This is a genomic window from Paludisphaera mucosa (genome assembly GCF_029589435.1).
GTDB lineage: Bacteria > Planctomycetota > Planctomycetia > Isosphaerales > Isosphaeraceae > Paludisphaera > Paludisphaera mucosa.
Window position 1 is genome coordinate 1,440,087 of record NZ_JARRAG010000001.1, and the last position, 13,284, is coordinate 1,453,370.

Annotated in this window: 12 protein-coding genes; 7 read left to right on the plus strand and 5 right to left on the minus strand. The window is 67.3% G+C overall.

Annotated elements, in window-relative coordinates:
• The first annotated feature begins 175 nt into the window (after nt 1-175).
• The 4 genes from PZE19_RS05940 (at nt 176) to PZE19_RS05955 (ending at nt 5,559) form a co-directional block, all read left to right on the plus strand.
• Entirely contained in the window at nt 176-739 is a 564-nt protein-coding gene (locus PZE19_RS05940; RefSeq protein ID WP_277859652.1) for a hypothetical protein, read from the plus strand.
• A 99-nt stretch (nt 740-838) separates the two neighbouring features.
• Nucleotides 839-2,314 (plus strand): M48 family metallopeptidase, encoded by a 1,476-nt coding sequence (locus PZE19_RS05945; RefSeq protein WP_277859653.1) that lies wholly within the window; start codon nt 839-841, stop codon nt 2,312-2,314.
• A gap of 153 nt (nt 2,315-2,467) precedes the next feature.
• A complete protein-coding gene (locus PZE19_RS05950) occupies nt 2,468-4,084 on the plus strand; it encodes a sensor histidine kinase (protein ID WP_277859654.1) in 1,617 nt (538 codons plus the stop codon).
• A gap of 74 nt (nt 4,085-4,158) precedes the next feature.
• Nucleotides 4,159-5,559 carry a sigma-54-dependent transcriptional regulator gene (locus PZE19_RS05955; protein ID WP_277859655.1) on the plus strand — a complete coding sequence of 467 codons (1,401 nt, stop codon included), beginning with the start codon at nt 4,159-4,161 and terminating at the stop codon, nt 5,557-5,559.
• A gap of 218 nt (nt 5,560-5,777) precedes the next feature.
• Here the strand turns inward: PZE19_RS05955 and PZE19_RS05960 are convergent, their stop codons facing one another.
• Nucleotides 5,778-6,611: a helix-turn-helix transcriptional regulator gene (locus PZE19_RS05960; RefSeq protein ID WP_277859656.1), complete on the minus strand. Its 834-nt coding sequence runs from the start codon at nt 6,609-6,611 to the stop codon at nt 5,778-5,780.
• 272 nt (nt 6,612-6,883) lie between these two features.
• Here PZE19_RS05960 and PZE19_RS05965 point away from each other — a divergent pair, with 272 nt between their 5' ends.
• Nucleotides 6,884-7,552, plus strand: a complete 669-nt coding sequence (locus PZE19_RS05965) for a PEP-CTERM sorting domain-containing protein (RefSeq protein WP_277859657.1) — start codon at nt 6,884-6,886, stop codon at nt 7,550-7,552.
• A 120-nt stretch (nt 7,553-7,672) separates the two neighbouring features.
• On the plus strand, nt 7,673-9,178 hold the full coding sequence (locus PZE19_RS05970) for a hypothetical protein (protein WP_277859658.1): 1,506 nt from the start codon (nt 7,673-7,675) through the stop codon (nt 9,176-9,178).
• Between the two features lie 24 nt (nt 9,179-9,202).
• On the opposite strand, the gene rnhA is transcribed toward PZE19_RS05970, so the two are convergent.
• Together rnhA and lexA are read right to left on the minus strand one after the other, a co-directional pair.
• Nucleotides 9,203-9,694, minus strand: coding sequence for a ribonuclease HI (gene rnhA / locus PZE19_RS05975; protein WP_277859659.1), 492 nt, complete (start codon nt 9,692-9,694; stop codon nt 9,203-9,205).
• Nucleotides 9,695-9,821: 127 nt separating this feature from the next.
• The gene (gene lexA / locus PZE19_RS05980) at nt 9,822-10,430 is read right to left on the minus strand and encodes a transcriptional repressor LexA (RefSeq protein WP_277859660.1); all 609 of its coding nucleotides are present in this window, start codon (nt 10,428-10,430) and stop codon (nt 9,822-9,824) included.
• A 278-nt stretch (nt 10,431-10,708) separates the two neighbouring features.
• On the opposite strand from lexA, the gene PZE19_RS05985 reads away from it, so the two are divergent.
• Nucleotides 10,709-11,500, plus strand: a complete 792-nt coding sequence (locus tag PZE19_RS05985; RefSeq protein ID WP_277859661.1) for a PIG-L deacetylase family protein — start codon at nt 10,709-10,711, stop codon at nt 11,498-11,500.
• 9 nt (nt 11,501-11,509) lie between these two features.
• Here PZE19_RS05985 and accD read toward each other — a convergent pair whose 3' ends face one another.
• Together accD and PZE19_RS05995 are read right to left on the minus strand one after the other, a co-directional pair.
• Nucleotides 11,510-12,355 (minus strand): acetyl-CoA carboxylase, carboxyltransferase subunit beta, encoded by an 846-nt coding sequence (accD, locus tag PZE19_RS05990; RefSeq protein ID WP_277859662.1) that lies wholly within the window; start codon nt 12,353-12,355, stop codon nt 11,510-11,512.
• A 103-nt stretch (nt 12,356-12,458) separates the two neighbouring features.
• Nucleotides 12,459-13,058: a histidine phosphatase family protein gene (locus tag PZE19_RS05995; RefSeq protein ID WP_277859663.1), complete on the minus strand. Its 600-nt coding sequence runs from the start codon at nt 13,056-13,058 to the stop codon at nt 12,459-12,461.
• Between the last annotated feature and the right edge of the window lie 226 nt (nt 13,059-13,284).

Sequence of the window (13,284 nt, forward strand, 5' to 3'; positions counted from 1 at the left end):
TCGGCGGCCCCCGACCGGTCGGGCTTGCCCGATCGGCCGAGATCCGCTAAGACGACGCCGTGAAGCCCTCGCGAGACACCACGACCCGTTCCCGCCGAGACCATCGAGCCGGGACGGGTCGCGTCGCGCCCCTCGCGCGACGATCCGCGGGCGTTCCAGGAGGGAACCGGGACGGATGATCGCCGCGCCGCGCCGACGAGCCTGGTCGATTCTCGCGCTGGCGTGCGCCGCGGCCGTTCCGGGGTGCAGCCAGTTCGGCTCGCGCCAGCGCCTCGACGAGAGCCGGCGAACGATCCAGTCCCTACGCTCGGAGAACGATCAGCTCAAGGACGAGCTCCTGACCTTCCGCAACCAGAACGAGGACTACTCCGAACGTGCCGTCGACGACGCCCGCCGCCTGACAGCCCAGTCGACCACCATCGAGAACCTCCGGGGCAGCGTCCACGCCTACCAGGCCGAACACGAAGACCTGAAAACCGCCTTCCGCGAGCTGCGCGACAGCCTGCCGGCCGCGGTCCGCTCGGCGATGTCGGAGTCCGGCTCTCGGGTGGCCCTGGGCAAGGACGATCAGGCCGAGGCGAGCGACGTCACCCCTCCCACGCCCGAGCCCGCTCCGAGGACGGACCGCCGCAAGCCGATGCCGACCCGTCTCGATTCGCCCCAGGACCGCCGGTTCGGCTGGGCTCCCGCCGCCGAGCCGTCGCGCGAAGCGGAGCCCGCGCTCGACGCCTCCCCTTGACGCGGCGTGGACGGGGCTCGGATAATCCGGCCTGCGTCCGGCGCGAGCACGCCGGCCCGGAGACGGTCCGCCCCCGCTCGGCGTCGCCCACAGGCCCAAATGATACCCATCCCCCTCCTGATCGCGCTGTTCCTGGCCTTCGGCGTCAACACGCCCACTTTCCCGCCGGACGACGTCCGGGCGACGATCTTGCAAGTCGCCGGCTCGATCCTGGCGGTCGCCGCCGCGGCCTTCGCTCTCGGACTGGGGACGGCCTGGGGCGTTCGACGAAAAGGGTTCGCGACCGCTCGCCTGCGGCGGACGTTCCTCAACGGCTCACGGCTGCTGGCCCTGGCGGGGCTTGGCGTTTTCGGTTGGGCGATCCACGCCTGGAACTGGCCGGGCGTCGTGCTGGGCGCCTGGGGATGGCGGGGATCGATCCTCGTCGACGACCTCCTGATCATCGCGCCCTTCCTGGTGATGCAGATCCTCGTCTGGTGGGGGACCTTCTACGGCGAGCGCGCCCTCCAGGGGCTGCCCACCTCGCACGCCGGCCGACGCGTCGTGCGGCATCTGTACCTCAAGGAACGCCAGTCGCTGGCCCTGATCCTGCCGATCGTTTCGATCTTCGTCGTGCGGAACGACGTTGTGGGGCGGCTCTGGCCGCGATGGCAAGAGCAGCCGATGGCCGAGACCATCGAGCTGGCCGTCCTGGGCGTCATGGTGCTGGCGGCCTCGCCGATCTTCATCCGCCTGGCCTGGCCGACGCGGTCACTGCCCGACGGGCCCTTGAGGCGCCGGCTGGAGGTGATCTCCCGGCGCTCGGGATTCCGGTGCGCGGACGTCCTGGTCTGGGACACCGATCATACGATGATCAACGCCTGCGTCACCGGAATCCTGCCGCGGTTCCGCTACGTGCTGTTGTCCGACGCCCTGATCGACACGCTGACGCCGCTCGAAATCGCCGCCGTCTTCGGCCACGAGATCGGCCACGTCGCCCATCGCCACCTGCCGTATTTCCTCTACTTCTTCGTGGGTTGCCTGGCCGTCCTGACCATGGCGTCCGACGCTTTCACCGGCCTGGAGGCCTGGATCTCCGAGCTTACGTCGGTCGATCCTTCGAGCCCGTCGACGCTCCGCGACATACTGGAGGGCGTGATCGTCGCCGCCGCCGTGGGAGCGTTCTTCTGGGTGGTCTTCGGCAACCTCTCCCGCCGCTTCGAGCGTCAGGCCGACGTGTACGGCTGCAAGGCGGTTTCGTGCGGTTCGCCCGACTGCCCGCCGCACTTCGACCTCGGCGAGATGCCGGACGAGGAACGACAGCCCATCCGCAACGTCTGCCCGACCGGCGTTCGGATCTTCGCAGACGCCCTGGCCACGGTCGCCTATCAGAACGGCATCGCGCTCGACGCGCGATCATGGCGGCACGGAAGCATCGCCAGCCGGATCGCCTTCCTGCAGAAGCTGGCCGTCGCCCCGGAACGCGAGCTGGCGTTCCAGCGGCACGTACGCAACGTCCGATACGGCCTGGCGATGGGGCTTGCGGCGTCGATCGGTTTCGCGGGGGCCGCCTACTGGCTCGGCGTCCTCCATTGAGCGAGACCGCCGGCTTTCGGTTTCTTCACGCCGCGGCTTGAGTCGCGTTTGAGCGATTTCGCGACTTCTGGTATAAGGTCACCGCCGTCCCCGGAACCGATCAGGGCGGCGTCCCCGACTGACCGAGCCCGCCAGCACGACAAGGAGGTCGTCATGGTCCGGTGGCCGATTCGCCTCAAGCTCATGGTCGGCCTCTGCGTGGTCGTCGGGATGATGCTCATCCTGATGGGCGGCTCCATCTTCGGGCTGCACTCCTTCCACGTCAGCAACCTCTCGCTCACCGACCAGCTCCGCGAGCTGGGGGCGTCCAAGGACCTGATCGAGTCGGTCTTCCGCCTTCACGCCCCCCGCGAAGGGACCGACGAGGAACGCGACGCGTTGATCGCCTCGGCGGAGGGCGCCCGCGACTCGTTGGTGAAATATTTCCACGAGCTGAAGCAGAACACCCTGCGCGGCAACCGCGCCAACAGCGGCCTGGACGAGTTGGGCCTGTCGTTCGTCATGGACGATGGCCTCGCCGTGGTCCTGAACGACCTGAGGCCGACCGACCCGCCGGTCGCCCCGGTCCTTCATGGGACGAGCTATTTCATCAAGGAGCATCCCGAGATGCTCCCCCAGCTCGAACAGGCCGACGACCTCGCGTCTCACATCGAGCGGCTGAAGCACATCGTCATGCTGCTCCCGAAGGAGCTTCACGAGGACTTCTTCGAGATCCTCTCGATGTCCAAGACCCAGTACCAGGCCAGCCGGGTCATCGTTTGGACCTCGGCGCTGATGGTCCTCGCGATGCTCTGCGGCCTGATGGCGCTCTTTCATCGCTGGGTGTTGAACCCCGTGCGGCTCCTCCAACGCGGGGTCCGCCGGGTCGCGAAGGGCTCGTTCGATTACAAGATCGACCTGAACTCGGGAGACGAGATGCAGGACCTGGCCGCCGCCTTCAACGAGATGACGGCGCGGATCAGCATGACCTACGCCGAGCTGGAGCAGCAGGTGCAAGAGCGCAGCCGGCAGCTCGTGCGCTCCGAGCGACTCGCGGGCGTCGGCTTCCTGGCGGCCGGCGTGGCCCATGAGATCAACAACCCGCTTGCGTCGATCGCCTTCTGCTCGGAAGCCCTCGAAAACCGCCTGGGCGGGCTCGCGGGGGCCGCCGACGACCCCGACCATCGCGTCATCGCCAACTACCTGAAGATGATCCAGGAAGAGGCCTTCCGGTGTAAGAACATCACCGAGAAGCTGCTCGACTTCGCCCGCTGCGGCGACATCAAGCGCGAGCGCGCCGACCTCCCCAGCCTGATCCAGGGGGTGGTCGACATGATCCGCCACATCGGCAAGTACCGCGGCAAGACCATCCACTTCCAGCCCAAGGAAGCCGTCCTGGCCCACGTGGACAGCCAGGAGATCAAGCAGGTCGTCCTGAACCTGGCGGTCAACGCGCTCGAGTCCATGGACGCCGGCGGGGTGCTGCGCATCGAGGCGCGATACGACCAGGGGATGGCCGAGGTCGTCTTCGCCGACAGCGGCTGCGGCATGTCTCCGGACGTGCTGGAGAACATCTTCGAGCCCTTCTTCACCCGTCGCCGCGACGGCAAGGGGACGGGCCTGGGGCTCTCGATCTCGCACCGGATCATCAACCAGCACCACGGCGAGATCACCGCGACGAGCCTCGGCGCCGGGAGGGGGTCGACGTTCCGAGTCCGCCTGCCGATCCACCCGTCCGAGAAGGCCGACGTCGCTCCTCGCGAGCTCGCCGCACACGTCCACGCCGCCTGAGCGGGCCTCAGCCGCGCCCGGCGAACGCCGAAACACCGAATCCAGACGCACGGGGAAGGGTCAGGGAGGAAGCCATGATCGACAAGTCGCATCGCGGAGGTTTGCGGATCCTGTTCGCCGACGACGAGGCGCACCTCCGCGACCTGATGCAGATGGAGCTCCCCCGTCTGGGCCACGAGGTCACCGTCTGCCCCGACGGCACCGCCGCCCTGAAGGCCCTCGAACGCGGCAGCTACGACGCGGCCCTGCTCGACATCCGCATGCCCGGCATCACCGGCATCGACGTGCTCACGCAGATCAAGCTGCTGAGTCCCGAGACCCAGGTCATCCTGCTGACCGGCCACGCCACCGTCGACACGGCCGTCCAGGCGCTCCGGCTGGGGGCCTTCGACTACCTGACCAAGCCGTGCAAGTGGGCCGAGCTGGAGGTCATCCTCAACCGCGTCGCCGAGCGTCGCGACCTGTCGAACAAGAACGTGGCGCTGGAGAGCCGCCTGAAGGCGGCCGAGGGAGCACCGCTGCTGATCGGCGAAACGCCTGCGATGCAGCAGGTGCGTCGCCTGATCGACACCATCGCCCCGACCGAGGCGACGGTGATGATCCTGGGCGAGACCGGGACGGGCAAGGAGCTGGTCGCGCGCAACCTCCACGAGCGCAGCGACCGGGTCAAAGGGGTGTTCATCCCCGTGAACTGCGGGGCGCTCCCCGAGAACCTCGTCGAGAGCGAGCTTTTCGGCCATCGCAAGGGGGCCTTCACCGGCGCGGAGTCCAACCGCAAGGGGCTGTTCGAGGTCGCCAACGGCGGCACGCTGTTCCTCGACGAGGTCGGCGAGCTGGACAAGAGCGTGCAGGTGAAGCTGCTGCGGTTCCTGGAATCGGGCGAGATCCGCCGGGTGGGCGAGAACGAGCCCTTCCGCGTCGACGTCCGGGTCGTCTGCGCCACCAATCGCGACCTCCGCGAGATGGTCGCCAACGACCTGTTCCGCGAGGACCTTTTCTTCCGCCTCAACACCTTCGAGATCCTGCTTCCGCCCCTCCGCGAACGCCGCTACGACATCCCCGAGCTGGCCCGGCACATGCTGACGCGGTACGCGGTGCGCCGCGGCCTGACGGAGACGTCGATCTCGGCCGAGGCGGTCGACGTCCTCTCGTCGCACAACTGGCCGGGGAACATCCGCGAGCTGGCCAACGCCGTCGAGCGGGCCCTGATCCTGGCCGGCAACGGGCCCATCCGGCCCGAGCACCTGCCGACCCAGCTCCCAGCCCGCAGCCGGACCCAGCCCGGGACGGCCCAGGGCATCTCAGCGCCTCATTTCGCGATCCCCGACGGCACGCCGACGCTCCGGGACATCGAGATGAGCTACATCCAGGTCGTCCTGGAGAAGCACAACGGCAACAAGCCGGCCGCGTCCAAGGAGCTGGGGATCAGCCTCAAAACGCTCTACAACAAGATCAATCAACTCCAGCAGATGTGACCGGCCGACGCGGCCGAACGCGTCGGAGTCCAACCCCCGCACCATCGGCAAGGTCGATTCGACCATGCCCCTCGTGCGTCTGACGCGATGGATCGCGAGGCCTCCATGATGTTCGGCCCGTCGATACCAGGCGACGGTCGATTATCCGGCCGGGCCGCACGCTTCGGCCGCCGCGCGCCTTCGGTCTTTAGTTGACTCGCCGCGCGGGCAGGTCGGGATCAGTCCCCCGCGCCGACGCGATCGTTCCGCACCGTGTACGGTGCACGTGCGGGTCGAATTTCCGGCTCGTTCCAGGCGAACCGCACGCCCCACCCCCGGCGCAGCCAACGCGCGAGAAGTTCGGCCCGGCTCTCCACGGAGAAGTGCTTGTAGATGCACTTCGCATACTGATTGACCGTGTAGGTTGCGAGACCTAGTCGAGACGCGACCTGCTTGTCCGAATCGCCCTCCAGCATGCAGGCCAGGGTCTGCCGAACACGCGGCGCCAGGTCGGCCGGCGACGGCTCGTGGAACCGCGCCAGCGTCCGGCCGATCAGCGGCACGATGGCGTCGTGGGCCTCGCGGATGATCGCCCGTTCCCGCGCGCCGAAGTCCCGCATCCCTCGCGCACGATGGAGGACCATCCCCGAGCCTTCGCCCGTGGCCGCCCCGTTGATCGAGCGATGGCAGTAAAGGACGGGGTCGACGCCGAAGACCGCCTGGACGACCTGGTGGTCGGTCGATCCGTACCAGCGCCGATCCTCGATGAACTCCCGCCGACCCAGGCACACGCCGTCCTCCTCGGCCTGGATGCGAAAGTACTCCCGGAGCGACTCGAAGAAGTCCGGCTCGGTACGGAACTCGACGAGTTGCCGTTCGACCGTCGCCAGGTCGATGAACCCTTCCTGGTAACCCCACACCGCGACGCCGATATCTCGCGGCTGGTACCCAGGGCCGATCGCCATCTCGCCGAAATGGCCCATCGAGGCGTCCGTGACCTTCGCGAGGCGTCGCAGCCAGTGCTCGCGCCAGGCGAACGCGTCGTCGCCAAACTCGCGCGCCTCGCCGGTCATGTCCCGGATCGCTCTCCAATCGCTCGCTCGCAAACTTGCGGCGTGAGACATACAGCATCCTGATGATCATTAATAATTTGATCGCGACCGGAATATCCCCAATTTATGGGAATCGACAGCCTTTTGGGAACGGCGTTGAATACGAGGGTCGTACCGGGATCTGTAAGCACCCCATTCCGGAGGTTGCTGGCCGAATTCCGAGCGACGCAGGGGATCGCTGACGCATCCTCCGTTCCACGCTTACCTCCCTGACCATTTCTAAGAGACAACACATGAATCGATTCTGCAAAATTGCTGCGATCGCTCTGGGGCTCATGCTGGCCTTCCAGCCGCTCGGCGCGAAGGCCGAGACGATCATCGTCGACTGGTCTCGATCGGGCTCCTTCTATGACGGCGGTCGTTCCGAGAATCTGTTTGACAACTACGAAGTCGGCTCGGGCATCGGTGCCAAGAACTGGTTCGTGTTTGACTTGTCCGGACTCTCCGGTCGGATCGTCTCGGCCACGTTTCGCGTGGCGTCCGGGGAGATCCTCGGGGGGGGGAATTATCAGGTTTACGACGTCCAAACGCCCGTTGCGGATCTCGTCCAGACTTACGGCCAGTGGAACCCCAACCAGGCGATCTACGACGAACTGGCGACCGGAACGGCCTACGGGTCGATCGACCTCGACTGGTTCACCAATGGCCATACGGATGTCGACATCGCCCTCTCGGCCGGAGCAGTGGCGGACATGAACGATGCTAACGGCCTGTGGGCCCTCTCCGGGGCTTTTACCGGTCATTACGCGATGAATTACACCCGTGACGCCGCCAATCACCGGCAATTGATACTCGAAGTGAGCAGCGCGACCGCAGTTCCCGAGCCCACCTCGCTCGCCATGCTGGGGGCGGGCATTGTGGCCGTGGGAGTTGCGACGAGGCGGGCGCGTCTCACGGCCTGACCCGCCTATGGCCGTCTCGCCGGCCGTCGCTCGCGGCGGCCGGCGGTTCCCTTCGTACCGTCGCACGACTACGATGACTTGCAGGACAGGTCTCGAAACTCGTGCGGTACGGAGGCGATCATGGATCGAGGATACCCTCGTCGCGACTTCTTGCGCTCGGCGTCGATCGCGGGGGCCGGGCTGGCGGGTTGGGAGCGAATCCAGGGGCGCGCCGGGGCGGCCGAGGAAGCCAAAATTCGGCCCGAAATGGTGCGGCTACGGCCCGAGATCGAGCCCGTGGTGCGCTGGATCGAGGAGACGCCTCGCGAGGGCGTCTTCGAGAAGGCCGTCGCCGAGCTGAAAGCCGGGCTCTCCTATCGCTCGTTGCTGGGGTCGCTCTTCCTGGCCGGCGTCCGGAACATCCAGCCCCGGCCGGTCGGATTCAAGTTCCACGCGGTCCTCGTCATGAATTCGGCCCACTTCCTGGGCCAGTCCTCGCCGGCCTCGGAACGGCTGCTCCCCCTCTTCTGGGCGCTCGACAACTTCAAGTCGTCGCAGGCGAAGGACGTCGCCGAGGGCGACTGGTCGCTCGGGGCGGTCGACGAAGCACGGGTGCCCAGGCCGCACCGGGCGAAGGAGGACTTCGTCCGGGCGATGGAAGCCTGGGACGTCGACGGCGCCGACGTGGCGATTGCGGGGCTTTGCCGGGGCTCGGGGGCCGCCGAGACGATGGAGCCGCTCTGGCGGATGGCCGTCCGCGACCAGCGTGACATCGGCCACAAGGCGATCTTCGCCGCCCAGAGCTGGCGGACCCTCCAGGCGATCGGCTGGGAACACGCCGAGCCCGTCCTTCGCTGCCTGGCGTACGGCCTCCTCGACCTCGGCGGGTCGAAGCCGGGACCGGTCGGACCCTACGAGGAAAACCTCAGGAACGCGGCCAAGATCGGCCCGGACTGGCAGGCCGGCCGTCCCGATCCCGCCGCCACAGTCGCGCTGTTGGCGATGCTCCGCGAGGCGACGCCCGAGGCGGCCTCGGCCGAGGTCGTCAAGCTGCTGGGGCAGGGCGTCGCCCCGGGCTCGATCTGGGACGCCGCGCTCCTCTTCTCGAGCGAGCTGATGATGCGGAACCCCGGCATCATCGCGATCCACGCCACGACCTCGGCCAACGCGCTCCATTTCATCTTCGGTGCGAGCGGCGACGACACAACGCGCAAGCTCGCCCTGCTGCAAGCGATCGGCTGGCAGCCGCTCTACCGCGAGCGGATCAAGTCGCCGAACCCCGTCGTCATCGACGCGATGCCGGACGACGCGGCGATCTCCACCGAGCCGGCCTCGATCGAGCGGATCTTCGACGCCGTGGGTCAAGACAAGGCGAAGGCCGCGTCCGAGACGCTCGCCTACCTGTCCCGAGGCGGATCAGCCGACGCGCTGTTCCAGGTCGCCTCGCGCATGATCATGCACAAGGGGACCGACAGCCACGATTACAAATACAGTGCTGCGGTCTGGGAGGAATCCCTCAACACGACCGACCCGAAGTGGCGGCCTCGGCTCGCCGCCGCCGCGATGTACAACCTGCCGGGCACGCAGCGCCCCAACAGCCCATTGATGAAGCGCGCCCGCGAGGCCGTCGCCAGCGTCATGGGGTGACGCTCGCGTCCGAAGCTTCGGAACTCAAGCGGAACGGCCGTTCCGCTTGAGTTCCTTGTAGGCCTCGACGGCCAGGCGGTCGCAGGCCTCGTTCTCGGGATGGCCGCGGTGGCCGAGGACGTGCATCACGCGCACCTTGTGGGCGGCGAGCAGCTCGTCCAGGCGTTGCCACAGGTCGACGTTCATGACCGGCTTCAGGACGTTGCCGTCCTTGCGCTGCCATCCCCGCCGCTTCCAGTTCGGCATCCATTCCTGGATGCCCTTGGCGACGTACTGGCTGTCCGTCACCAGCTCGACCTGGCAGCGCCGCTTGAGCGAGGCGAGGCCCTCGATCGGCCCCATCAGTTCCATGCGGTTGTTGGTCGTCTGCCACTCCGCACCGGACTCCTGGCGCTCCTGTCCGCTGGCGGGGTGCTGGAGGATGTAGGCCCATCCTCCGGGTCCCGGGTTGCCGCTGCAGGCGCCGTCGGTGAAGAGCTTGACGAGGTCGGCGGGGGCCGAGGCGTCCGGTTCCATAGTCGCTGCTCGATCCTTCCGGGACCGCTCGGGGACGAGCGGGTCGACGAGAACGGCGCGGGAGACGCCTCCCGACCGGCCCTCGATGATCGGAACAACGCGAGACGCCGTCAAGCCGGCCCGTCGCTCAGTACTTCCGGACGACGCCGACCAGCACGCCCAGGATGTCGACGTGGTCGCGGAAGATCGGCTTCATGGCGCGATTGGCCGGCTCCAGGCGGACGCGGCTGCGGTCGCGGAAGATCTTCTTGAGGGTCGCCTCGCCGTCCTCGTCGCGGACCGCCACGATCTGGCCGTCGCGGGCCTGGTCCTGCTTCTTGATGATCACGAAGTCGCCGTCGGCGATGTGCTCCTCGATCATCGAGTCGCCGGTGACGCGGAGGGCGAACTTGGCCCCGTCCTCGACCCAATCGGAGAAGGTCAGCTCCTCATCCTGCTCGATCGCCTCGATCGGCTGGCCGGCGGCGATCCGCCCGACCAGCTTCAAACCCTGGGCCGGCTGGAGCGTCGCGGGATCGTCCAGGAGCTGGATCGCCCGCGACATGTTGGGCTCGCGATGGATGAGGCCCTTCTTCTGGAGGGCCTTCAGGTGGCACATGACGCCGTTGGGGCTCTTGATCAGGAACTGGATCCCGATCTCCCGAACCGTGGGACCGTACCCTCGTCCTTGAATCTTGCTCCGGATGAAACTGTAGATCTCGCGCTGGCGCGAGGTCAAAGATTCCAGGTCGGCCATGGGAGGCTCCGTTGAGGTCGTGTCCAGAGGGTCGGCATGCCCGCATGCAGCATAACAGAAAACTTAGCACACGGACGATCAGTACCTGACCCTTTGTGGCTAATGTACAGCGGTCGTCTAGCGCACGCCAGAACATTTTTCCCGCCGCTCGCCCAGGCATCCATTACAACCTACTTCAGAATTACGCAAAGCCCATGCAGACATTGATTTAGGTAGGCGATTTGGTTACGATGCCGCCTCGTTTTTTGAGATCGACGGTGGATTGGGAACCCTCACCGATGCACACGAAAAAGCGTATCCTCGCCATTCACGCACATCCCGACGACGTGGAGTTCCAGTGCGCCGGGACGCTCGCGCTCTTGAAACAGGCGGGTCACGACGTCACGATCGCGACGATGACCCCCGGCGACTGCGGCAGCGCCGAGCATGACAGCGAGGCCATCGCGGCCATCCGCCGGGGCGAGGCTAAGGCCGCCGCCGACCTGATCGAGGCCGACTACGTGTGCCTGGAATTCCGCGACCTGGCCATCTTCAACGACGACGATTCGCGCCGGCGGGTCACCGAGGCGGTGAGGCGGCTCCGTCCCGACGTCATCCTGACCGCGCCACCGGTCGACTACCTGTGCGACCACGAGATGACGAGCCTGCTCGTGCGCGACGCCTGCTTTGCGGCGGGGTGTCCGAATTACGCCACCCGGCTTTGGGACCCGTCGAAGGCCCTCGACCACATCCCGCACCTCTACTTCGTCGACGCCCTCGAAGGCAACGACCGCGACGGCCGCCCGCTGCCGGTCGCGTTCCACGTCGACGTCACCGAGGTCTTCGAGCTGAAACGCCAGATGCTCGCCTGCCACGCCAGCCAGCGCGAATGGCTGCTGCGCCAGCACGGGATCGACGAATATCTCGACAGCCAGAAGCGTTGGGGCGAGATCCGCGGGGCCGAGATCGGCGTCGCCGCGGCCGAGGGCTTCCGCCAGTACCTGGGCCATCCCTACCCCCACGACAACCGGCTGCTCGAACTGCTAGGGCAGGACGGCCGGGGTGGTCGCGGGGGATCGAAAGGCTCCTGAGACGACGGCTCAGGGGGTCGCGTAGTCGATCAACTGCGCGATCATGCTCTTGAGGTCGCGACGGTGGACGATGCGGTCGATGAAGCCGTGCTGGAGGTGGAATTCGCTCGTCTGGAAACCTTCAGGGAGCTGGACCCGGACGGTCTGCTCGATGACGCGAGGGCCGGCGAAGCCGATCAGGGCCTTGGGCTCGGCGAGGATGATGTCGCCGAGCGAGGCGAAGCTGGCCGCGACGCCTCCCATCGTGGGATGCGTCAGGACGCTGATGAAGAGGCCCCCCGAGCCCCGGAAACGGCCGAGCGCCGTCGAGACCTTGGCCATCTGCATCAGCGAGTAGATCCCCTCGTGCATCCGGGCACCGCCGCCCGAGCCGGAGACGATCACGAGCGGCAGCTTCTGGCGTGTCGCTTCCTCGACCGCCCGGGTCAGCTTCTCGCCGACGACCGAGCCCATGCTCCCCATGATGAAGCCGCTGTCGGTGATCCCGAAGACGATGCGTCGGCCCTTGATGAATCCCTGGCCCACGAGGGCGGCCTCGTTGAGGCCCGTGCGCGCCTGCTCGGCGCGGACGCGTTCGGGGTAGGGGCGGCGATCGTCGAAGCCCAGGGGATCGGCCGGCTGGAGGTCTGGGAACCAGTCCTCGAAGGTGTCCTGATCGAGGAGCTGGCGGATGCGTTCCACGGCCGTGAGCGGCATGTGGTGGTTGCACTCCGGGCAGACGCTGAGGTTCTGCTCGACCTGCTTGCGGAACAGGGTCGCGCCGCAGCCGTCGCAGCGCATCCAGACGCCCTCGGGGACGCGTTTGGCTTCGAAGTGCCCATGCCAGGCGTGCAGGGGACCTCCTTTGGCGGCCATGGGCGTTCTTGCTCCTGTGGGATCCGAGGGGACCGGGCGCGATGCCGCGGGGCGGCTCGCGTCGGTGATCAAGTCCCCACACTTCCCGGACGGCGGGTTCTTGTCAAGGGGAGCTGGGGCCGCCGAGGAGGTCGGCGTGGACCTCGATCCGCTCGTAGCCGCAGCAGGGGAGGAATTCGTCGAGCTGGAGCCGCGGCACCCGTTTGAGGTAGCCGGCGATCAGGCGGCCGATCGGCTCGCCGGCGACCAGTCCGAAGGCCTCGTCGGGATGGCGGCGGAAAAGAGGGCGGAAGGCCCCCTGGATCCGCTCCATCGCTTCCTCGATCGTCTCGCCCTGGGGAGGGCGGATGGTCCGAGGGTCGTCGATCCACTGGCGGAACAGGCGGACGTTTCGGCGGCGGATCTCCTCGATCTGCAGGCCCTGCCAGAGCCCCTGATCGAGGTTGCGGAGGTCTTCGATCCGCTTGGGACGCAGCCCCAGGGCCTTGCCGACGACCTCGGCGGTGCGGACGACGCTCTCCCCGGGTCCGCAATAGAGCGCGGACAGCGGGGCCTGGTCGTTGCGGGCCGCGAGTCGCTCCGCCAGTTGCAGGACTTCGGTACGGCCCTGATCGCTGAGCGGGATGTCGAGGATGCCCTGCACACGGTTCTGCTCGTCGTAGAGCGTCGCGCCGGGCCGGATGAGTAAGACCTGCGATGACATCGACACGGCCATCGTTTCTCGTCGCGATCAGCCGCGGACGACGCGAGCGTCATCTTGGGCAGGGTAGTCCGCCCGCGGTCGATCCCGATTTAAGCCTTTCGGTTGAGCCGACCCACCGTTCCCACGAATCGACGACGCCCCGACCGAGGCCTCGACCACGCCCATGGCCCCATGGGTCTCACCTGAGGGAGGTCGGCAGGAAGCGGTCGGGGCATGAGTCCGAGGG

Excerpts from the sequence above, each read along its gene's own strand:
- PZE19_RS05945 (WP_277859653.1), top strand. The coding sequence starts at position 839 with ATGATACCCATCCCCCTCCTGATCGCGCTGTTCCTGGCCTTCGGCGTC.
- PZE19_RS05955 (WP_277859655.1), top strand. The coding sequence starts at position 4,159 with ATGATCGACAAGTCGCATCGCGGAGGTTTGCGGATCCTGTTCGCCGAC.
- PZE19_RS05995 (WP_277859663.1), bottom strand. The coding sequence starts at position 13,058 with ATGTCATCGCAGGTCTTACTCATCCGGCCCGGCGCGACGCTCTACGAC.
- rnhA (WP_277859659.1), bottom strand. The coding sequence starts at position 9,694 with ATGGAACCGGACGCCTCGGCCCCCGCCGACCTCGTCAAGCTCTTCACC.
- PZE19_RS05970 (WP_277859658.1), top strand. The coding sequence starts at position 7,673 with ATGGATCGAGGATACCCTCGTCGCGACTTCTTGCGCTCGGCGTCGATC.
- PZE19_RS05940 (WP_277859652.1), top strand. The coding sequence starts at position 176 with ATGATCGCCGCGCCGCGCCGACGAGCCTGGTCGATTCTCGCGCTGGCG.
- PZE19_RS05950 (WP_277859654.1), top strand. The coding sequence starts at position 2,468 with ATGGTCCGGTGGCCGATTCGCCTCAAGCTCATGGTCGGCCTCTGCGTG.
- accD (WP_277859662.1), bottom strand. The coding sequence starts at position 12,355 with ATGGCCGCCAAAGGAGGTCCCCTGCACGCCTGGCATGGGCACTTCGAA.
- PZE19_RS05960 (WP_277859656.1), bottom strand. The coding sequence starts at position 6,611 with ATGACCGGCGAGGCGCGCGAGTTTGGCGACGACGCGTTCGCCTGGCGC.
- PZE19_RS05985 (WP_277859661.1), top strand. The coding sequence starts at position 10,709 with ATGCACACGAAAAAGCGTATCCTCGCCATTCACGCACATCCCGACGAC.
- PZE19_RS05965 (WP_277859657.1), top strand. The coding sequence starts at position 6,884 with ATGAATCGATTCTGCAAAATTGCTGCGATCGCTCTGGGGCTCATGCTG.
- lexA (WP_277859660.1), bottom strand. The coding sequence starts at position 10,430 with ATGGCCGACCTGGAATCTTTGACCTCGCGCCAGCGCGAGATCTACAGT.